Consider the following 19,254-nt stretch of genomic DNA (forward strand, 5'->3'; position numbering starts at 1 on the left):
CGGGCCTACCGGCCGCTGAATAGACTGGAGGGCATACCGCCCACGAGGAGAAGCACAGCGAGCATGAGCACGGCCACGAACGTCGAAGCAACCGCAGTCTCAACGATCGAGTGGCTCTCCTCCCCCACGACCACGATCGTCGTGCCCGTCTATCAGCGCCAGTACCGCTGGGACATCGGCGGCTGCGAGAAGCTGCTCTCGGACATCCGGGCGGTCGCCGACGAGGACGACCTGCATCGGCACTTCCTCGGCTCCATCCTCTCCGCCGAGGACTGCGCTCATCCCGACGCCGACCTCATCCTGATCGACGGGCAGCAGCGCATCACCACGCTCATGCTGCTCATCGCGGCACTGCACCACTCCGTGCGCGACACGGATCCGGCTCTGGCGGCGGAGCTCGAGCGGGTGCTCGTCCGCCCCGACGACCCCGCCCGGACGAAGCTCCGCCCGCACGACGCCTGGGCCGGCCTGTTCGAGTCCGTCGTCCTGGACCGCCGCAGCCCGGACCAGCCGGAATCGCGCTTCGACGACAACTACGCGTTCTTCCGCTCCCAGGTGCACGCCGATGAGGCGCCGCGGATCTGGCGCGGTCTGCAGAAGCTGGAGCACGTGTCGATCACGCTCGGCGTCGCCGCCAGTGCGCAGCAGATCTTCGAGAGCCTGAACTCGACCGGAGAGCCGCTGCGCGATCACGAGCTGATCCACAACTACGTGCTTATGGGCCTCTCGCACTCGGAGCAGCAGCAGGTCGAGGACGAATTCTGGCTGCCGATCGAGCGCAGCACGGGCGAGGCGATCGGCGCCTTCTGGCGGCATTACCTGATCATGACCACCGGACGCGAGGTCGCCGTCGACGGCGAGCACGGCGTGTACAGCGCGTTCCGGCACGAGTTCCCCCGCCCGGAGCTCCAGACGCTGCGCGCGCAGGCGCTCGTCTGGCGGGAGTACGCGGAGATCTACGGCGTGCTGCAGGATCCCGCGCAGGAACCGGATCCGGAGATCCGCCGGCAGCTCGCGTACGTCAACACGTTCGGCCGTTCGACCTACCCGCTCGTGATGAACGTGTACCGCGACCACCAGCGCGGCGCGATCAGCAAGGACGAGCTCATCCGCACTCTCGAGCGGATCCAGTCCCTCCTGCTGCGACGCGCCGTCGTCGGCGTCCCGACCGATCGCCTCATCGCGCGGCTGTGCCGGGCCAGGGCCGAGGGGCCGGAGCAGCTGCTCAAGGCCTTCGCCCGCATCACGCCCTCCGACGAGCGGATCCGGGTGGCGCTGAAGTTCGCCGACCTGCCGCACGCGCTCTACGTGCTCGGGCGCATCCAGGGCGCGAAGGACCCGGGGGGCTACGACGTCGAGTACGTGGTGCCGCCGGCGCCGCACAACAACTGGTCCGGCGACGGGGTCCGGCTGTGGAGCGAGTACACGGAGGACGAGCAGAACAGCCATCGTGCTCTCGCCTCCACGCTGGGAAACCTCACCCTGATCGAGGAGTCGCTCGCGGAGCGCGTCTTCGGCGACTCCTTCCCGAGCAAGCGCGACGCCTACCGCCGCAGCCGGATCGCGGGCACCGCGGCGCTCGCGGAGCTCGACGCGTGGGGCACTGCCGCGATCTCCCAGCGCACCGCGGCGCTCACCGACGACTTCCTGCGCATCTGGCCGCGGCCCGCCGTCACCGACATCGACGACGACGGCCTGACGCCGATCCTCGACGCCGTGCGCCGCCGCGGCTGGCCGGCGGGCTGGGAGCGCGAGTTCGAGTACGTGGAGTATCGCGGCGAGCGCTGGGACGTGCCCGATGTGAAGTACCTGTTCAACCGCGTCTTCCGCCGGGGCTGGGCGGACACCCGCGAGGCGCTCGAGGCGTTCAACGCGCGCAACGGCGGTCCGATCTACGACGAGAAGGCCTGGAACGGCCCCTGGGACCAGCTCGACGAAAGCCACTTCCTCTACATGGGCTGGGACTCGAAGTACATGATGAGCGCCGTGCAGGGCCTCCTCGAGGAATCGGGACTGGCCGAAGAAGTGTTCGTGAAGTACTCCTACATCGGGAATGTGATGTGATGACGATCTCCGCCGCCCCCGTCCTGCGCCGCCGGATGATGGACCTGACCCTCGAGGAGCACACGCTCACGGTGCCGCTGGTGTGGTCGGATCCCGACGACGGCCGCACGATCGATGTCTTCGCCTCCGTGGTGACCCGCGAGGGCGGCGAGGACCTGCCGTATCTGGTGTTCCTGCAGGGCGGCCCCGGATCCGAGGCGCCGCGCGCGCTGCACGCGCCGGCCGCGCCCTCGTGGCTGGATCAGGCGCTGGCGCACCACCGGGTGGTCATGATCGACCAGCGCGGCACCGGACGCTCCACGCCCGTCGGCGACGGGATCCTCTCACGCGGTACGGACGCGGTCGCGGAGCATCTGACGCACCTGCGGGCGGACGCGATCGTCCGTGACTGCGAGGCGATGCGCGCGCACCTGGGGGTCGAGCGCTGGAACGTCCTCGGGCAGTCGTTCGGCGGTTTCACGACCCTGGCCTACCTGTCCACGGACGCGGCCTCGATCGATCGCGCCTATCTCACGGGCGGTCTCAGCACGGTCACGCGCACGCCCGACGAGGTGTACGCGCTCTGCTACGACAAGATGCGCGATGCCTCCGAGCGCTACTACCGGCGCTTCCCCGAGCATCGCGACCGCATGCGCCGCCTCGTGGATCTCGCCGCGGCCGGCGACATCGTGCTGCCCGGCGGCGAGGTCGTCTCGCCGTCCCGACTGCGTTCGGTGGGCTCGGCCCTCGGCACGAACGACGGCTGGCAGAGCCTGTGGCAGCTGCTCGAGCAGGATCCCGACACGAACGCGTTCCGCTACGACCTGGCCGCAGCGATGCCGTTCGGCGGGCGCAACCCGCTGTACTTCGTGTTCCACGAGTCCAGCTACGCGAACGGCCACGTCACGGCGTGGTCGGCGGAGCGCGTCGAGCCCGCGGACTTCGTCGAGGACGTGACGCTGTTCACGGGCGAGCACATCCGGCGGGAGTGGACCGAGACCGTCCCCGCGTTCCAGCCGTGGCGCGACGTCGCGCTGTCGCTGGCGGAGCACGCGTGGCCGAGGATCTACGATCCCGCCGCGCTCGCCGCGTCCGACGCGCGCGGGGCCGCCTCCGTCTACGTCGACGATCCCTACGTGCCGTTGGAGTACTCCCTGGAGACGGCCGCGCTGCTGCCCGGCATCCGCCTCTGGGTGACCAGTGAGCATCAGCACAACGGTCTGCGTGCCGGCCCCGTGCTGGAGCACCTGGTCGACCTCGCGCACGACCGCCGCATGCGCTGACGCCGCGCGTGGGCCCGGCGATAGCGAGCCGCCCGCGCCGCGTCAACCCCGTCGCGCCGAGCCCGCGGAGTTGCGATCGTGGTGTCCTCGACCACAAGGAGAGGAGCACGCCCATGAGCGCTGCCAATCACGTGAAGCACACCGGCGAGAAGATCGCGGGCAAGGCCAAGGAGGCCGCCGGCAAGGTCACCGACAACGAGAAGCTCGAGAACGAGGGCCGCCTGGATCAGACCAAGGCCGACCTCAAGGAGAGCGGCGAGCACCTCAAGGAGGGGTTCGAGAACGCCCGCGACCACGCCAAGGACGCGCTGGACGACTGAGGTCCGCGACGACTCGCCCCGCCCGGCATCGCGCGATGCCGGGCGGGGCGGTGCGCGCACCGGCTACGCCCGGCTGTTCGCCCACGCAGCGGCGCGCTGGGCGCTCTCGTCCGGCGAGATGCCGTCCGGGTGATCGACCTCGATGACGACCCATCCGTCGAAGTCCTCCCCCAGCGCAGCGAGGACGCGGTCGTTGTCGATGTCACCTCGCCCGGGTTCGGTGAGCACCCGCTGAGCGATCACCTGCGAGTAGCTCCCGGTCGCCGCGCGGAGGCGATCCTGATGGATGTCCTTCAGATGCAGGCCGCGCACGCGATCGGCGTGCTCGCCGAGAAACGCCACGGGGTCGATCCCGGCCCAGGTCAGATGCCCCGTGTCCGGGCCGAGGAAGACGGCGTCGGCCGGGGTCCTCTCGAGAAGGTGGAGCAGCTCCCCCTCCGTCTCCACCCACGTGCCGATGTGCTGGTGGAAACCGGCACGGATGCCGGCGTCCAGGAACCGCTCGGAGACGGCCCTCACGTTGCGCGCGATCAGCTTCTCGCGCTCTTCGTCCGCGGCGACGCCGACGGCGGGGACAGCCATGCGCTCCGGGACCGCGCTGCCTGCGAGGAAGATCTCGCTCAGACCCAGCGCGCGATGAGCACGGGCGAGGTGGTCGACGGTCTCGAAGACCGGGTCGAGATCGGTCGTCGTGAGATCGAAGCTCACGTAACCGGGCGCCGGAGCGAGACCGGCGTCCTCGAGCTCCTGGGCGTATTGCTCGACCGCCGCGTCATCCAGGACCGCGATGCTCATGGCGCGGAACCCCGACGCGGCGACGCGAGCGATGAGCTCCTGCCGTTTCGGAGCGAGGGCCCGATCCAGGTTTCCGTCGGGGCCTGCCAGCCACTGCAGCGGGTTGATGGCGAACTGATGCATGAAGGGTGACTTTCTCTGAGGGGTGAGGTTCAGGCTCGTCCGACGCCGACCGGCGTGGGGAGCAAGGCGTTGCGGCCCTGGGCGGCCAGCGGCCGCGGGCGCTCTGCGCGGCTCGTGATCGCGACCGGCGCCCGTGTCTCACCGGCCTCCGCGATGGCGGTGATGATCTCGACCACGTGTGCGGCGAGGTGCGCGGAGCAGCGCGGCTGCCGGCCCTCGCGAATGGCTTGCGCCGCCTCCGCGATGCCGAGGCCGCGCAGGTTCGCGCGCAGGGCCGCGGGTTGCCGGCTGTCGGCGATCTCGGATCGCTCGTCGGTGCCGTACCGGGTGAGGAACGCCGGGTCCCCGAAGTTGTTGGGGTTGGGGAAATGGATGATGCCCTCCGCGCCGAACACGTCCAGGCGTGTCGTCTCGGGATGCGGCGTCGTCGCGGTCCAGGCGAGCGTCAGCATCGCGGTCGCCCCGCTCGCGAATCGGATGATCGCGTCCGCGCCGAGCTGCGCCCCCTCCGACGCCTCGACGGGCTTCTCACCGGGCTGCCAGAGCGTCGACCTCGCGGTCACCTCCACGGCGGATCCGAAGAGCGACACCAGTGCGGTCACGTAGTACGGCGCCATGTCCAGCAGGGGCGTCGCGCCTGCGGTGTACCAGCTGGACTCGTTCACCCTGCCGCGCACCATCACGGCCGACGCGAATGCGGGTCGGCCGATGGCGCCGGCGTCGAGCTCTGCGCGCGCCGCGCTGAAGCCCGAGCCGAGCAGGGTGTCCGGGGCCGCGGCGAGGACCAGCCCGCGACGATCGGCCTCGTCGGCGAGGGCGCGCGCCTCCGGGTAGGTCGGGGCCAGCGACTTCTCGGTGTACACGTGCTTGCCGGCCTCCAGCAGACGGCGCGTGGTGCCGACGTGCGCGTGGATGGGCGTCAGGTTCACGACCAGTTCGACGGATGCGTCCTCGAGCAAGGCGTCCGGAGCGACGGCGCGCACGCCGTACTGCCGGCCCACCTGCTCGGCGAGGGCGGAGTCGAGGTCGGCGATGGCGACGAGGTCGACGATCGGGGATTCGACGAGGTTCGGCAGGTACATGTGACTGACCAGGCCGCAGCCGAGCACGCCGATGCGCATTCGGGGCGGTGCCGTCGTGCCCTCGTCGAGGGGCGAGCCGCTCCCGGAGAGCTGGCGTTCGGAGGGCGTGGAGGGGGATCCGGTTCGGGCGCTGCCCATGTCGAAGGTGTTCCGTCCTGTGAGTGTTCGGGTGGAGGGTTACTTGCCCACGCCTGCGGTGAGCCCTGCCAGCAGCTGCCGCCGGCCGAAGATGTACACGACGACGATCGGCAGCGTGGACAGGACGACCGCGGCGAGCACGGCGGGGACGTTCGTCGTGAACTCCCCCTGGAACGTCCACAGCGCCAGGGGCAGCACCCGCTTGTCGGGGCTCTGCGTCAGCACGAGCGGGAAGATGAACCCGTTCCAGACGTTGAGGCCGTTGTAGACCGCGACCGTCGTGAGCGCCGGCCGGGCGAGCGGGACCACGAGGGTGGTGAGCGTGCGCCAGTCCCCCGCGCCGTCGACGCGCATGGCCTCGTACAGCTCACCCGGGATGTCGCGGAGGAAGTTGACGAGGATGATGATCGTCAACGGCAGCGCGAACGCGACCGAAGGCAGGATCAGGGCGACGAGGCTGTCGTAGAGACCGGCGCGGATGATCATCAGGTAGACCGGGATGATGACGGCCTGCAACGGGATCGCGAGGCCCACCAGGATGAACGAGAACGCCCGGCGCAGCCACGGGTTGGACCGCGAGCCGCGCACGATCGCGTAGGCCGCCCCCAGCGCGAAGGCCACGGTGAGGACGACGGTCCCGATCGTGACGATCACGCTGTTGAGGAAGTAGGTCGTGAAGCCGCTGGCGAGCACCAGCCCGTAGTTGTCGAGGGTGGGGTGCGACGGCGGCAGCAGCGCGTTCTCGGAGAAGAACCCCTTCTGCGTCTTGAAACTCGTGATGACGACGTAGTAGACCGGCACGATCGCGAAGATCAGCCAGAGCGTCGCCGCCAGCCCGCCGAGCACGTTCGGACGCTGGCGAGCGGTGCGGGAGGGTGTCGACGCCGCCCGCTCGGCGCCGACGATGATCGCCTGGGTTGTCATCATGCCCCCTCGAGGTCGCTGGTCATCCGGCTGAAGCCGGTCAGTCTGGTCAGGGTGAGCGACAGGATCAGTCCGAGCGCGACGAGGATGATCGCCAGCACGCTCGCCGCGCCCATGTTGGAGCCCACGAAACCGGTCAGGTACATCTGCAGCGGCAGGATCCGCGTGGACGTTCCGGGGCCGCCCTGCGTCAGCACGTAGACGATGTCGAAGTACGTCAGCGAACCGACGAGGATGAGCGTCGACGACGTGATGACCGTGTTCCGCAGCTGCGGCAGGGTGATGTGGAAGAACTGTGCGATCCGCCCCGCGCCGTCGAGCGTCGCCGCCTCGTACATCGACTCGGGGATCTGCTGCACGCCACCCTGGTAGAGCAGCGCATGGAACGGCACGTACTGCCACGCGATGATGATGACGACGACGTAGAGCACCGTGTCCGGGTTGCCGAGCCAGTCACGAGCGAGCCAGCGGAGCCCGGACGAGGCACCGAGGCCGAAGTTCGGATCCAGCAGGGCACGCCACGCGATGGCGATCGCCGCCGAGGAGATGAGCAGCGGGACGAAGAAGAGGACCGCGAAGACGGCGCGGTACTTCTGCTTGCCCGCGGTGAACACGCCGAGCAGCAGCGCCAGCGGGGTCTGGATCACCCAGCACAGCACCATGACCAGCAGGGTCAGGCCGAGGGAATGCCAGGTCTCGGGATCGCCGAGCGCCGCGATCCAGTTGTTCAGCCCGGCAGGGGTGATCACGCCGATGCCGTCCCAGTTGGTGAAGCTGAGGCCCGAGACGACGACCAGAGGGATGATCGCGAACGCGACGAACATCACGAGCGCGGGAACGGCGTACAGGAAGCTCGGGCCGGCGGCGAGCCGGCGGCGCGAGGCGCGCTGCGGCCGACGTGTCCCGCCGGGGCCGGCCGTCGTGGCCGGCCCCGGAAGTGCGGTTGCAGAAGTCATGATCGTTACTTGATGGTCGCGTTCATCGCTTCGGCGAACTGCTGTGGCGTCATCTGCCCCAGGAACACCTGGTCGAGGTTCGTGAGCAGCGCCGCCGCGGCTGCGGGAGCGATGGCCTGGTCCCAGGACAGGGTGAAGGCCGGTGCGTCCTTGGCCAGGTCGTAGACGTCGAGGAGGAAGTCGGCATTCGGACTCGCCTTGATCTTGTCCTCGATGCCCTTCACGGGCGGCACGGCGCCGCCCTTGAGCACGTCGTCGACGTAGGCGTCGGTCATGTTTCCGGTCGCCAGGTATTTCTTCGCCGACTCCTGCTGTGAGGGGGATGCGTCCGCCGAGATGGACCAGTAGTTGGAGGCGTTGCCGACGACGTTCTTCGGGTCGCCCTTGCCGCCGGCGACGGTCGGGAACTCCGCCCATCCCAGGGAGGACTTCGCGAATGCGGGGTCGGTGGTCTGGAAGCTCGCGTACGCCCATGCGCCCTGCAGGATCATGGCTGCCTTGCCCGTCTGCACGAGCGCCGTGTCGGCGCTGCTGTCCGTGGCCACGGAGGCGTACCCGTCGATGAAGCCACCCGCCTTGACGAGCTGCTGGATCTTCTGCAGCGCCTCGAGGACAGCCGGGTCGGACCACGCGCCCTTCCGGTTCTCCTGGATCGCCTGGAACACGGACGGCCCGCCGATCCGCTCGGTGAGGTACTCCAGCCACATCAGCTGCGGCCACTTGCTCGCGCCGCCCATCGCGAACGGTGCGATCCCCTTCGCGTTGAGCGTCGACACGTCCTCGAGCAGCTCGTCCCAGGTGGCCGGCGGCGCGGAGATGCCCGCCTTCGCGAACAGGTCCTTGTTGTAGTACATCAGGACCGGCTGGACCGAGTTGTTCGGCACCGCGTAGAGCTTCCCGTCGATCTTCCCGTTGTTCGCGATCGACGGGAAGTAGTCGCTGACCAGCGACTCGTCGAGAGGGATGACCTTCTTCGAGTCGACGTAGGTCTTGAAGCTGCCCGCCCCTCCCCAGGACCAGATCAGCGTGGGAGCGTTGCCGGATCCGATCGCGGTGCGGATCTTCTGCTTGAAGGCGTCGTTCTGGAAGAACTGGACCTTGATCGCGTCCTTCGGGTTCGCCTTGCCGAAGGCGTCGAACGCGTTCTGGATCGTGACCTGCTGCCCGGTCAACGACCAGGCGGTGGCAGGACCGCCCGAGCTGCCGCTCGGTCCGGCCGACCCGCACGCGGTGAGAGCCAGCGCTGCAGTGGCGGCGACCGCCACCAGGCTCGTGAGGCGCACGGTCTTCTGCGTGAGCTTCATCGCTCATCCTTCCTTCATTGGTGAGGAGTGCGCTTTCGGGAGAAAGTTTCGCACTGTGTTTGCGTCTCAACCCACCGTCGGCCATTGCGATCCGCGTAGTCAAGCCGATCTAGCGCGAAAGAATTTCGCTACCATGAAGTTGCCGTCGCGTTGTTTTCGCGACTAGGAATGACATCACGACCGAACGGAAGTCAACGATGACCACGACCAGCAGCACCGCCGAGAACCTCCGCCCGAACCGGGTCACGCTCGCGCGCGTCGCGGAGGAGGCGGGCGTGTCCGTCGCCACCGCGTCCAAGGTGATCAACGGGCGCGGCGGCGTCGGCGCCGAGACGCGCCGCACCATCGAGGACATCGCCGACCGCCTCGGCTACGTGAGCATCGGCGAACGGGAGCGCCCCGTCCGCGGCACCCGGGAGCCGCTCATCGAGGTGATCGTCGACTCGCTGCGCAGCCCCTACACGCTCGCCCTGCTGTCCGGGGCCGTCGCCGGGGCCGACATCGCGGAGACCGCGATCGTGGTCCGCTCGCTGTCCGCGGTCGATCGGCAGACGCCCTTGAAGTGGGCGCAGCGGCTCGCCCGCGGCGGACGCATCGGCGTCATCGAGGTCACCAGCGAGTTCTCCGCGGAGCGTGAGCGTGCGCTGCGGACCGTGGGACTCCCGGTGGTCCTGGTGGATCCGCTGGAAGTGCCGCGGATGAGTCTCGTCAGCGTCGGCGCGACGAACTGGGCCGGCGGCCTCGACGCGACCCGCCACCTCATCGAGCTCGGTCACACCGACATCGCCTACATCGGGGGCCCCGCGGGTTCCGCCTGCGATGTCGCGCGCACCCACGGCTATCTCGCCGCCATGCAGCAGGCCGGCTTGCACCCCGACCTCTCCGAGGTCATCCACGGGCCGTTCACGTTCGAGCAGGGGCTCTCCGCCGGCCTCGAGGTGCTCAGCCGCCCGGTTCCGCCCACCGCCGTCTTCGCCGCCAGCGACGTCACCGCCATGGGCGTCATGGAGGCGGCCCGCACGCGCGGCCTCAGCGTGCCGCAGCAGCTGAGCATCGTCGGCTTCGACAACACCCTTCTCGCCCACACCTCCTCGCCGCGTCTGACGACGGTTCACCAGCCCGTCGAGGAGATCGGTCAGACCGCGGTCGAGACGATCCTCAAGCTCGCCCGCGGCGAGCTGCTCCCGTCCAAGCGGGTCGAGCTTGCGACCCACCTCATCGTCCGGGACTCGACCGACGTCCCGGCCCGCCGCCCCGGCTCCGCACCGGCGCCCTGACACGCGCGCCGCCGCCAGACCCCGACCACCACGAAGGAACCCCCATGACGTCCGTGCTCCATGTCGCGCTCACCGGCTCCGACACCGCCGCCGGAACGGCGGACGCCCCGTTCCGCACGATCAACCGCGCGGCGCACGTCGCCCGTCCCGGCGACACGGTCCGCGTCCATGAGGGCGTCTACCGCGAGTGGGTCCAGCCGGTGCGCGGCGGAGTCAGCGAGCAGCGCCGCATCACGTTCGAATCCGCCGATGGCGAGCACGTGACGATCAAGGGATCCGAGAGGATCACCGGATGGGTTCCGGTGGACGGCACCGTGTGGAAGGCGACGGTGCCGAACACCCTGTTCGGCTCCTTCAACCCGTTCGCCGAGATCATCGACGGCGACTGGATCGTGCACCCCGACGGCAGTGTCCGCAAGCACCTCGGCGACGTGTACCTGAACGGGCTCAGCTTCTACGAGGCCGCCCGCCTCGACGATGTGCACCGGCCCGTCCGTCGCACGGACGCCGTCGACGACTGGACCGGATCCGCCGACCGCGTGCGCAACCCCGACCAGACGCTGCTCGTCTGGTTCGCGGAGGTGGACGAGGCCGACACGGTCATCTGGGCGAACTTCCAGGGCGCCGATCCGAACCGCGAGCTCGTCGAGATCAACGTGCGCCGCTCCGTGTTCTCCCCCGTCCGGAACCACATCGACTACATCACCGTGCGCGGTTTCGAACTGGCGCACGCCGCGTCGCCGTGGACGCCCCCGACCGCCGATCAGCCGGGACTCATCGGTCCGAACTGGGCCAAGGGCTGGATCATCGAAGACAACGTGATCCACGACGCGAAGTGCTCCGGCATCTCCCTCGGCAAGGAGGGTTCGACGGGGCACAACTTCGCCACCGAGCGCGGCGACAAGCCCGGGTACCAGTACCAGCTCGAGTCCGTCTTCGCGGCCCGGCAGATCGGCTGGGACAAGGAGCACATCGGATCCCACATCGTCCGCCGCAACACGATCTTCGACTGCGGGCAGAACGGCATCGTCGGCCACCTCGGGGCGGTGTTCTCCACGATCGAGGACAACCACATCTACAACATCGCGGTCAAGCGCGAGTTCTACGGGTACGAGATCGCCGGTATCAAGCTGCATGCCGCGATCGACACGCAGATCGTGCACAACCGCATCCACGACTGCACTCTCGGCATCTGGCTGGACTGGCAGACCCAGGGTACGCGCATCTCGCGCAACGTCCTGTCGGGGAACAGCCGGGACCTGTTCATCGAGGTCAGCCACGGCCCCTACCTCGTCGACCACAACGTGTTCGGATCCCGTGCCTCGCTCGAGGTGTTCAGCCAGGGCGGCGCGTTCGTCAACAACCTCGTCTGCGGCACCGTGTCGGTCGAGCCCGTGCTCGACCGCGCCACCCCGTATCACCTGCCGCACAGCACGCACGTCGCCGGATTCGCGCCCGTCCACGGCGGCGACGATCGCTTTATCGGCAACCTCTTCCTTGGCGGGGACCCGGACGTCGCCTACGGTGCCACCAAGCGCCCAGGGCAGATCGTGACGCATGGCACCTCGGCGTACGATGCGCATCCGGCGACGTTCGAGGAGTACCTCGAGGCGGTCGCCGACCCCGCGCTCGGTGATCACGAGCGGTTCCTGCACGCCCGTCAGCCGGTGTATCTGCGCCGGAACGCGTACGGCCCCGGGGCGATCGCGTACGCGCGGGAGGCCGACGCCGTCGTCCTCACCGAGCCCGTGCGCATCGAGGTCGCCGACGAAGGCGACGAGGTCCACCTCCTCGCCGAGCTTCCCTCTTCCTTCGACGACGCGAACGTCGGACTCGTCGACGGCGAGGAGCTGCCCCCGGTCCGTTTCGCGAACGCGCATTTCGAGAATCCGGACGGCACGTCCGTGATCCTCGACGTCGATCTCACCGGCACGCAGAAGCACGGTGGGCAGAGCTATCCCGTCGGCCCTCTCGCAGGCCTGCGCTCGGGATCATCCCGGGTGCGGGTGTGGTAACCGCGCCGACGCACGCAGCGCGCCGTGTCTGCGCATAGCGCCGCATCGGCGGGACTGCTGCCGGGCGCCGGCATCGTCGCCATGGCGCTGTCGTCGCGCGCGGCGATGACAGCCGCGTCGCCGCTGTTCGGTCCCCTCCGCGCCGAGCTCGGCTTCACCACGGCGATGACGTGGGCTACAGCGCCGCAGCGCCGCTCATGTTCGCGGCCGTGGGCATCGTCCTCGGGCTGTTCCTCGAGGTGCGCCGACCGGACGTCCTCGCCGCCGGAGCGCTCCTTCTCATCGCGATCGCCCTCACGATCCGATCCTCCGCTTCGACGGGCAGCATGTTCCTGGCGGCGACGCTCGCGGCACTCGCCGGGATGGGCGCCGTGAACGTCGCGCTGCCCCCGCTCGCCCGCGCGTGGTTCCCCCACGCCATCGCGCGCGTCACCGCCGTCTACGCTGCGGTGATCGCACTCAGCAGCGCGCTTCCGCCGATCGTGTCGAGTCTGCTCGCCGACGCGGGGTGGCGTACCGCGCTGCTCCCCTGGGCTGCGGTCGCCCTCGTCGGCGCCTGCCCGCTGCTGCTGATCGTGCTGCGCGGTCGAGGCGGATGGTCGACGCACGTCGCTCCTGAGCACGCGCCGCTCCCTCGTGGCGACCAGCGGGCGATGGTGCGGCACGCGCTGCGCATCGGGGTCGTCTTCGGCATGTCGGCGGGGAACGCGTTCGCCCTGTTCGTGTGGCTGCCCACGCTCGCCCACCAGGCGCTGGGGCTCGACGACCGCGCCGCGGCCGTGCTCCTCGCCGTCTATTCCGCCATGGCGCTCCCGGTGGCCGTGCTCACGCCCTGGCTGGTCTCGAGAGTGCGGCGTCCGGGGATCGTCGGGACCGTCGGGACGCTCTGCCTGTGCCTCGGCGGCATCGTCCTGCCCCTCGTGCCGCCACCGCTGGCCATACCCGCCGCGATCGTGGCCGGCGCCGGCCAGTGCCTGTACCCGCTGTGCCTGATCGTCATCGCGCGTGCGCCTGCGTCGCTGGGCCCCGCGACGGCGCTGTCCTCACTCGGACAGGGCATCGGGTATCTCGTCGGCGCGCTGGTGGCGGTCGTGATGACCGGAATGATCGCGTCCACCGGCAGCTGGACCGTCACCATGCTGGCGACGGCGGCGCTCACCGCGTGCGGATATCCCGCGATGCTCGCCCTGATCCGCGGGCATCGCGACGAGCACGCGGGTTCGTGACGTCGTCCAGCGTGGGGCGGGCGGGACTTGAACCCGCGATCGTTGGGTTATGAGCCCACTGCCTTCACCAGCTTGGCCACCGCCCCGGACCTTCGAGACTACCGGGCTCGGGCAGGGTCCGGTGCACGCCCCTCAGGCGGGCGTCGCCTGGCGGTGCAGCGCGGAGTGCTCGCGGTAGACCCGCGCGTTGCGCCGCAGTCCCTCGCGTTCCTCCGCGGTGAGCTCCCGGCGCACCTTCGCCGGGACGCCGGCGACGAGCGACCCGTCCGGCACCTCCGTGCCGCTCAGCACGAGCGCGCCGCCGGCGATGAGGCACTCGGATCCGATGACCGCACCGTTCAGCACGACCGCGCCCATGCCGATCAGGGAACCGTCGCCGATCGTGCAGCCGTGCACGACCGCGTTGTGGCCGATCGACACGTCGTCGCCGATCGTGACACCGTGACCCGGGTCGACGTGCACCGACACGCTGTCCTGTGCGTTGCTGCCCGCGCCGATCCGGATCTCGGCGGAATCGGCCCTCAGCACGGCGTTGTACCAGACGCTGGATCCCTCGCCGATCGTCACGGATCCGATCACCCTCGCCCCGGCGGCGAGGAAGGCGGTCGGATCGATCGCGGGCGTGCGGCCCGGCAGGGACAGGATCGTGGCGTCGTCACTCATACCGCGACCCTACCCGTCACGACCGCGCCCCGATCAGCCCAGACCCATCGCCGCCTTGAGCGCCGCGGTGTACTGCGGGGCGAGGGAGTTCGCGAAGGTCACCGTGATGTGGTCCTGATCCCGATAGATGTTCGCACCGCCCACGACGGGACGGCACGTCTCGTCGTCGCAGAACACCTTGGTGAAGTCGAGGAGCGTGACGTCCTTCTGCCCCGCCGCGGCCTCGCGCAGCGGATCCTTCTCGGTGAGCAGCTCGGACCGGGAGCCGTCGCAGGCGCTCTGCGCACGGGTCCTCAGGCACTTGTTCGGGTCGGTCTCCCACACCGGGTTGTCCACGACGGTGATCACGGGCGTGCCCTTGGCCGTCTGCGTGGCCCAGGCCTCGCGATAGCCCGCCACGGCTGCCTCGTAGGACGAGCCGTGGTCGCCGGCCGCGTAGGGCGTGGTCGAGAGGGCCGCGGTGAAGATCGCGTCGAAGTGCTTCTTCTCCAGCTGATCCGCCACCGCGCCGCGGTACTGCGTGCACGCGTCGCCGAACGCGCCTCCGGTCGACAGCGGCGTGGTGTTCCACGGGCAGGCGCCCTTGAAGTAGGTCGTGAGGTGCCACCCCTCCTTCTTCGCGATGCCCTGGAACGTGGTCAGCAGCTGGTAAGCGTGGCTGTCACCGATGAGCGCCACCTGCTTCGCCCCCGGATCCTTGGAGCCGAACTCGCAGGACACCGGACGCGCGTCGTTGAGCTGCACGAAGCACTGCGATTCCTCGGGCCGGTCCACTCCGGCGAAGCCGGGCGCGGGCAGGATCTGATCCGTCGTCTTCCCCGCGCAGGAGTCGTCGAGGATCGCGGCGGCGCCGAAGCATGCCGGCGGGTTCGCGCGCAGCTGTGCGATCGCCTGCACCCCCTGCTGGTAGGTGCCGGCGTTGGCGGCCCATCCTGCGCCTGCGGTGCCGGCGACGACGACCATCGCGGCCAAGGCCGCCCACAGCGACAGCCTCGGCTTGCGCGAGGTGAGCGGCTTCCAGGTGCGCGCCGGGTCCTCCACGAACCTCTTGGTGAGCCACGCCAGCACGAAGCAGATGCCGACGAGGGCCACGCGATGGTAGATCGTCAGGCCCCAGAACGGCACCGACGGCGCGATGATGATGAGCGGCCAATGCCAGAGGTAGAGGCTGTACGAGATGTCGCCGGTGAAGCGCATGGGACGGATGGCGAGGATCCGCGTGGGGTACCACCAGCGCTCCGTGTTCGACGCCGCGATGACGGCGGCGGCCGCGAGAGTCGGAATCGCGGCCATGTAGCCCGGGAACGGCGTCTGCCCATCGAAACGGTAGATCACGACGAGCAGCACGATGATGCCGCCCCAGCCGAGCACGAAGCTCCCGATCGCGTTGCTGATCCGCAGGCGCGGCACCAGCGCCAGCACGGCCCCCACGCCGAACTGCCACATGCGCCCGAACGTCACGAAGTACGCGGGCGCCGGGTTGGTCGCGGTGAACCACACGCAGAATGCGAACGAGGCGACCGACACCACGCCGATCGCGAACGCCGCGGCGCGGAGCCGGGAGCCGCGGAAGTACTTCACCGCGATCCATGCCGCGAGCAGCATGATCAGCGGCCACAGCACGTAGAACTGCTCCTCGAGGGACAGCGACCAGTAGTGCTGCACCATCGTCGGATCGCCCGAGTGCGCGAGGTAGTCCGCCGAGTTCAGTGCGAGGAACCAGTTCTCCACGTAGAAGGTGGAGGCGACGATCTCCTTCAGCTCCGCCGGCAGCTGCGACAGCGGGGACAGCACGGGGACGGCGGCGACGATCGCGCAGAACAGCAGCACCAGCAGAGAGGCGGGCAGCAGACGTCGGGCCCGGCGCGCCCAGAACTGGCCCAGGTTCACGCGGCCCGTCGACTCCAGCTCCCGCGCCAGGTGCGCGGTGATCAGGAAGCCCGAGATCACAAAGAAGATGTCGACGCCGACGTAGCCGCCGGTCAGCCGCCCGGGCCAGAAGTGGTAGAGCACCACGGCGAGCACGGCGATCGCGCGCAGGCCCTGGACGTGCGGGATGAAGTTCGCACCGACCTTCTGCCCAGCGGGAGCGCTCTGCGCTTCGGATGTGCGGAGTCGGCGCAGGGCCGCACGGGAGGAGGTACCAGCTGTTGCCACCTGACGAAGGTATCCCGGATCGCTGTGCGCGCCGGTCTTCCACACCGCGCCAGAGCGGATCCGCAGCGAAGGCAAGCCTTGCCGAAATAGCCCATGACCAGCGAGTTAGCGTTGCCTCAGCTTGGTTGCGGAACATTCTGCGGCGAGTAGCGTTGAGATCACAACATCAGCCGGACGGATCCGAGCGACCACCGAGGAGACATCATGAGCAACACCGACACCATCACCGCCACCTCCGTCGACCCGACCGTCGCCGCCGGCGCCGCGCAGTTCCTCACCCCGGTCGTGCTGGGCCTGCAGGCCCTCACCCTGAACGGCAAGCAGGCGCACTGGCACGTGCGCGGCGCCAACTTCGTGGGCGTCCACGAGCTGCTCGACGTGATCGTCGACCACGCCGGCGACTTCGCCGACACCGCTGCGGAGCGGATCGTCGCCCTGGGCCTGCCGATCGACGCCCGCGCCGCGGTCGTCGCCGAGAAGGCGGGCGCCACCCAGGTGCCGGCCGGCTTCACGAAGTCGGACGACCTCGTCCGCGCCGTGATCGCCGACATCGACGCGATCCTCGTCGACGTGAAGGCCGCCGTCGAGGGCCTCGACGAGATCGACCTCACCAGCCAGGACGTCGCGATCGAGATCCAGCGCGGCCTGGAGAAGGACCGCTGGTTCCTGGTGTCGCACGTCGCCGCCTGACCCCGCGGACGCCACGGGCTTCACACCGCGAAGGCCCCGCCTCTCTTCGAGGGGCGGGGCCTTCGCCGTCGCTGGAAGGGTCAGCCCTGGTGCGTCAGGCGCCCGCCGAGCAGGGTCGCCGCGACCGGCATCTCCCGCAGCGATCGCGCATCGGCGCGCTGCGGATCCGTGCCGATCAGCACCAGGTCGGCGACGGCTCCCGGGCGGATCCCGGCATCGCCTCCGGTCCCCCGATGCGCGCTGGCCGCGAGTGCCGTGCTGAGCTCGACGCGCTCCTCGGGGTGCCACGGCGCGCGGTCGTCGTCGGTGCGGAACACCGCGGCCGAGATCGCGTGCCAGGGATCCAGCGGCGCCACCGGCGCGTCGGACCCGAAGCGGAGGGCCGCGCCGGCGCGGTGCAGGGAGGCGAGCGGATACGGGATCGCCGTCTGCCCCGCCCACAGCGCATCGGCCGTGTCGCGGTCGTCGAGGGCGTGCTGCGGCTGCACGCTCGCGGCGACTCCGAGCCTGCCGAAGCGCGCCAGGTCTCCGTGCCGCACGAGCTGCGCGTGCTCGACCGTCCCCTGGGCTCCTGTCGCGGCGTACGCGTCGAGTGCCGCCGTCACGGCGACGTCGCCGATCGCGTGCAGCGCGATCTCCAGCCCGGCCCCGGCGGCGCGCAGCAGCAGCGCCTGCAGTTCGGCGGGCGGGACGGTGAGCACGCCGTGGTTGTGCACGTCGTCGGCGTAGCCGTGGCTGCACGCCGCGGTGCGCGTGCCCAGTGAGCCGTCCGAGATGATCTTCAGCGGCCCCGCATGCACCAGGCCGTGCGGATCGCCCGCCGCCGGCTGCCCGGTGCTGATCCCCTCGGCGATCGCGCGATCCAGGTCGTGCGGATAGACCGCGTATTCCACGCGATGGGTGTCGAAGCCGTTCGCAAGTCGCCGCTCCCAGGCTGCGGCGTTCCAGGCCATATCGAAGTCGACGATGCCGACCACGCCCCGCCCGGCGGCACGCTGCGCCGCCGCTGCCACGGCCTCGTCCGCGACAGCGGGATCCGCCGCGTTCAGCCGGCGGGAGATCTCGAACGCGTCCTCCTCCCGCAGCATCCCGTCCTCCGCCGCAGGGAAGCGTTCGCGCCGGAACGCCGCCGAGTTCAGCCACACGCTGTGCACGTCGGCGTTGATGAGATAGGTCGGCACCTCGCCGGTGTGCTCGTCGAGCAGCGCCAGGCTCGGATGATCCGCCCAGCGCACGTCGCGGAACCCGGTGCCGACCCGGCGCCCGTCCGCCAGCACCGGCGCGGTCGCCATCAGGGCGGCGGCCTCGACGGCGCTCGCGGTCGCAGAGAGGTCCGCGCGCTGGGCGGCCAGCGCCCACTGCACCGTGTGCACGTGGTGGTCCCACAACCCCGGCGCGATCCAGGCGCCGTGGCCCTCCAGCACTCGTCCGGGCAGCGGAAGAGCGCCGGTCGGGGCGATGTCGGCGATCCGACCGTCCGCGAGCAGCAGATCCACGGGACCGTCGACCGGGAGCAGGCGCCGGTCATCGGTCGCGATCCGCACCGCGCGCACGGCGTCCACGGTGGCGCCGCGCTCCGGCGCGGTCACGGGGCGTCCAGCCGCGCGGCGATGCGGGCGTCCTGTGCGCGGCGCATCTCGGCGGCCAGGGCCGGGTTCGCATAGACGCCGTCGCCCTGCAGTTCCAGGATCACGTTCTCGATGACGTCGTCCGGCTTGTTCTGGCTCAGCTTTCGCTTGGCGGTCACCCGCGTCGGCGTGAGCCGGAACCCGACCGTGCCCGCTTCGAGCCGGCGGACGAACGCCTCATCGTTCGGCGGCGTCCACATGCCGCGCGGCTGCGAGAGACGCCCTTCGAAGTGGCCCACCAGGTGCTCCAGCACGCGCAGGTTCTCTTCGGTGCCGAGCACCTCCGGCACGCCGGACAGGTGCACCGCGACATAGTTCCAGGTCGGCACGCCGGCGACGTCGCCGTACCAGCCCGGCGAGACGTAGCCGTGCGGGCCCTGGAAGACCACCAGGAGCTCCTGCGCGCCGAGGCCGAGGACGAGGTCGTCGGGACGGCCGACGTGCGCCACGATCGTGAGATCGTCGCGGTCGGGATCGAGCAGCACCGCGTAGTGCGAGGCGGTCATGCCGTTCTCGTCGCGACCCACGAGCGTCGCCCACGGGTTCGCGGCGATGATCCGCCGCAGCTCGGCGACATCGGTCATGGCGAAGCTGGGGTTCTGGCGCATGGCACAAGCCTACGAGCGGCGG

At 70.0% G+C, this 19,254-nt stretch carries 16 protein-coding genes and 1 tRNA gene; 7 read left to right on the forward strand and 10 right to left on the reverse strand.

Annotation, left to right across the window (positions count from 1 at the left end; all coding sequences use genetic code 11):
• The first annotated feature begins 63 nt into the window (after positions 1-63).
• The 3 genes from AERO9AM_RS10840 (at position 64) to AERO9AM_RS10850 (ending at position 3,646) form a co-directional block, all read left to right on the forward strand.
• Complete coding sequence (locus AERO9AM_RS10840; RefSeq protein WP_159576150.1) at positions 64-2,064, forward strand: DUF262 domain-containing protein; 2,001 nt, start codon at positions 64-66, stop codon at positions 2,062-2,064.
• The gene (locus AERO9AM_RS10845; protein WP_159576151.1) at positions 2,064-3,326 is read left to right on the forward strand and encodes an alpha/beta fold hydrolase; all 1,263 of its coding nucleotides are present in this window, start codon (positions 2,064-2,066) and stop codon (positions 3,324-3,326) included. The genes AERO9AM_RS10840 and AERO9AM_RS10845 overlap by 1 nt, the downstream gene beginning before the upstream one ends.
• A 113-nt stretch (positions 3,327-3,439) precedes the next feature.
• Positions 3,440-3,646: a CsbD family protein gene (locus AERO9AM_RS10850; protein WP_159576152.1), complete on the forward strand. Its 207-nt coding sequence runs from the start codon at positions 3,440-3,442 to the stop codon at positions 3,644-3,646.
• 63 nt (positions 3,647-3,709) lie between these two features.
• On the opposite strand, the gene AERO9AM_RS10855 is transcribed toward AERO9AM_RS10850, so the two are convergent.
• The 5 genes from AERO9AM_RS10855 to AERO9AM_RS10875 are packed head-to-tail and all read right to left on the reverse strand — an operon-like array spanning position 3,710 to position 8,968.
• Complete coding sequence (locus tag AERO9AM_RS10855) at positions 3,710-4,564, reverse strand: sugar phosphate isomerase/epimerase family protein (protein ID WP_159576153.1); 855 nt, start codon at positions 4,562-4,564, stop codon at positions 3,710-3,712.
• A gap of 29 nt (positions 4,565-4,593) precedes the next feature.
• Positions 4,594-5,784, reverse strand: a complete 1,191-nt coding sequence (locus AERO9AM_RS10860; protein WP_159576154.1) for a Gfo/Idh/MocA family protein — start codon at positions 5,782-5,784, stop codon at positions 4,594-4,596.
• 39 nt (positions 5,785-5,823) lie between these two features.
• Positions 5,824-6,711: a carbohydrate ABC transporter permease gene (locus tag AERO9AM_RS10865; protein WP_201298622.1), complete on the reverse strand. Its 888-nt coding sequence runs from the start codon at positions 6,709-6,711 to the stop codon at positions 5,824-5,826.
• Positions 6,708-7,664 (reverse strand): carbohydrate ABC transporter permease, encoded by a 957-nt coding sequence (locus AERO9AM_RS10870; protein ID WP_159576155.1) that lies wholly within the window; start codon positions 7,662-7,664, stop codon positions 6,708-6,710. The genes AERO9AM_RS10865 and AERO9AM_RS10870 overlap by 4 nt, the downstream gene beginning before the upstream one ends.
• Positions 7,665-7,669: 5 nt before the next feature.
• The gene (locus AERO9AM_RS10875) at positions 7,670-8,968 is read right to left on the reverse strand and encodes an extracellular solute-binding protein (protein ID WP_159576156.1); all 1,299 of its coding nucleotides are present in this window, start codon (positions 8,966-8,968) and stop codon (positions 7,670-7,672) included.
• 197 nt (positions 8,969-9,165) lie between these two features.
• Between AERO9AM_RS10875 and AERO9AM_RS10880 the strand changes: the two genes are divergently transcribed.
• From AERO9AM_RS10880 to AERO9AM_RS10890, 3 genes are all read left to right on the forward strand, one after another.
• The gene (locus AERO9AM_RS10880) at positions 9,166-10,245 is read left to right on the forward strand and encodes a LacI family DNA-binding transcriptional regulator (RefSeq protein ID WP_159576157.1); all 1,080 of its coding nucleotides are present in this window, start codon (positions 9,166-9,168) and stop codon (positions 10,243-10,245) included.
• A 44-nt stretch (positions 10,246-10,289) separates the two neighbouring features.
• Entirely contained in the window at positions 10,290-12,260 is a 1,971-nt protein-coding gene (locus AERO9AM_RS10885) for a right-handed parallel beta-helix repeat-containing protein (RefSeq protein ID WP_159576158.1), read from the forward strand.
• Positions 12,261-12,430: 170 nt separating this feature from the next.
• Complete coding sequence (locus tag AERO9AM_RS10890) at positions 12,431-13,486, forward strand: MFS transporter (RefSeq protein WP_159576159.1); 1,056 nt, start codon at positions 12,431-12,433, stop codon at positions 13,484-13,486.
• Positions 13,487-13,498: 12 nt separating this feature from the next.
• On the opposite strand, the gene AERO9AM_RS10895 is transcribed toward AERO9AM_RS10890, so the two are convergent.
• The 3 genes from AERO9AM_RS10895 to AERO9AM_RS10905 all read right to left on the reverse strand — a co-directional run bounded on the left by AERO9AM_RS10895 (position 13,499) and on the right by AERO9AM_RS10905 (position 16,306).
• Positions 13,499-13,572, reverse strand: a tRNA-Ile gene (locus AERO9AM_RS10895).
• A 46-nt stretch (positions 13,573-13,618) separates the two neighbouring features.
• The gene (locus tag AERO9AM_RS10900; RefSeq protein WP_159576160.1) at positions 13,619-14,149 is read right to left on the reverse strand and encodes a gamma carbonic anhydrase family protein; all 531 of its coding nucleotides are present in this window, start codon (positions 14,147-14,149) and stop codon (positions 13,619-13,621) included.
• 33 nt (positions 14,150-14,182) lie between these two features.
• The gene (locus AERO9AM_RS10905) at positions 14,183-16,306 is read right to left on the reverse strand and encodes an acyltransferase family protein (RefSeq protein ID WP_159576161.1); all 2,124 of its coding nucleotides are present in this window, start codon (positions 16,304-16,306) and stop codon (positions 14,183-14,185) included.
• 204 nt (positions 16,307-16,510) lie between these two features.
• Between AERO9AM_RS10905 and AERO9AM_RS10910 the strand changes: the two genes are divergently transcribed.
• Positions 16,511-16,996 carry a Dps family protein gene (locus AERO9AM_RS10910; protein WP_159576162.1) on the forward strand — a complete coding sequence of 162 codons (486 nt, stop codon included), beginning with the start codon at positions 16,511-16,513 and terminating at the stop codon, positions 16,994-16,996.
• Positions 16,997-17,076: 80 nt separating this feature from the next.
• Here AERO9AM_RS10910 and AERO9AM_RS10915 read toward each other — a convergent pair whose 3' ends face one another.
• Together AERO9AM_RS10915 and AERO9AM_RS10920 are read right to left on the reverse strand one after the other, a co-directional pair.
• The gene (locus AERO9AM_RS10915) at positions 17,077-18,585 is read right to left on the reverse strand and encodes an amidohydrolase (RefSeq protein ID WP_442923256.1); all 1,509 of its coding nucleotides are present in this window, start codon (positions 18,583-18,585) and stop codon (positions 17,077-17,079) included.
• Entirely contained in the window at positions 18,582-19,232 is a 651-nt protein-coding gene (locus tag AERO9AM_RS10920) for an FMN-binding negative transcriptional regulator (protein WP_159576163.1), read from the reverse strand. Before AERO9AM_RS10920 ends, AERO9AM_RS10915 begins: the two co-directional genes overlap by 4 nt.
• Positions 19,233-19,254 lie beyond the last annotated feature (22 nt).

The organism is Microbacterium sp. 8M, from assembly GCF_902506375.1.
GTDB lineage: Bacteria > Actinomycetota > Actinomycetes > Actinomycetales > Microbacteriaceae > Microbacterium.

Bases quoted from the DNA above. Each gene is read 5' to 3' on its own strand.
- AERO9AM_RS10840 (WP_159576150.1), top strand. From the start codon at position 64: ATGAGCACGGCCACGAACGTCGAAGCAACCGCAGTCTCAACGATCGAG.
- AERO9AM_RS10845 (WP_159576151.1), top strand. From the start codon at position 2,064: ATGACGATCTCCGCCGCCCCCGTCCTGCGCCGCCGGATGATGGACCTG.
- AERO9AM_RS10850 (WP_159576152.1), top strand. From the start codon at position 3,440: ATGAGCGCTGCCAATCACGTGAAGCACACCGGCGAGAAGATCGCGGGC.
- AERO9AM_RS10855 (WP_159576153.1), bottom strand. From the start codon at position 4,564: ATGCATCAGTTCGCCATCAACCCGCTGCAGTGGCTGGCAGGCCCCGAC.
- AERO9AM_RS10860 (WP_159576154.1), bottom strand. From the start codon at position 5,784: ATGGGCAGCGCCCGAACCGGATCCCCCTCCACGCCCTCCGAACGCCAG.
- AERO9AM_RS10865 (WP_201298622.1), bottom strand. From the start codon at position 6,711: ATGATGACAACCCAGGCGATCATCGTCGGCGCCGAGCGGGCGGCGTCG.
- AERO9AM_RS10870 (WP_159576155.1), bottom strand. From the start codon at position 7,664: ATGACTTCTGCAACCGCACTTCCGGGGCCGGCCACGACGGCCGGCCCC.
- AERO9AM_RS10875 (WP_159576156.1), bottom strand. From the start codon at position 8,968: ATGAAGCTCACGCAGAAGACCGTGCGCCTCACGAGCCTGGTGGCGGTC.
- AERO9AM_RS10880 (WP_159576157.1), top strand. From the start codon at position 9,166: ATGACCACGACCAGCAGCACCGCCGAGAACCTCCGCCCGAACCGGGTC.
- AERO9AM_RS10885 (WP_159576158.1), top strand. From the start codon at position 10,290: ATGACGTCCGTGCTCCATGTCGCGCTCACCGGCTCCGACACCGCCGCC.
- AERO9AM_RS10900 (WP_159576160.1), bottom strand. From the start codon at position 14,149: ATGAGTGACGACGCCACGATCCTGTCCCTGCCGGGCCGCACGCCCGCG.
- AERO9AM_RS10910 (WP_159576162.1), top strand. From the start codon at position 16,511: ATGAGCAACACCGACACCATCACCGCCACCTCCGTCGACCCGACCGTC.
- AERO9AM_RS10920 (WP_159576163.1), bottom strand. From the start codon at position 19,232: ATGCGCCAGAACCCCAGCTTCGCCATGACCGATGTCGCCGAGCTGCGG.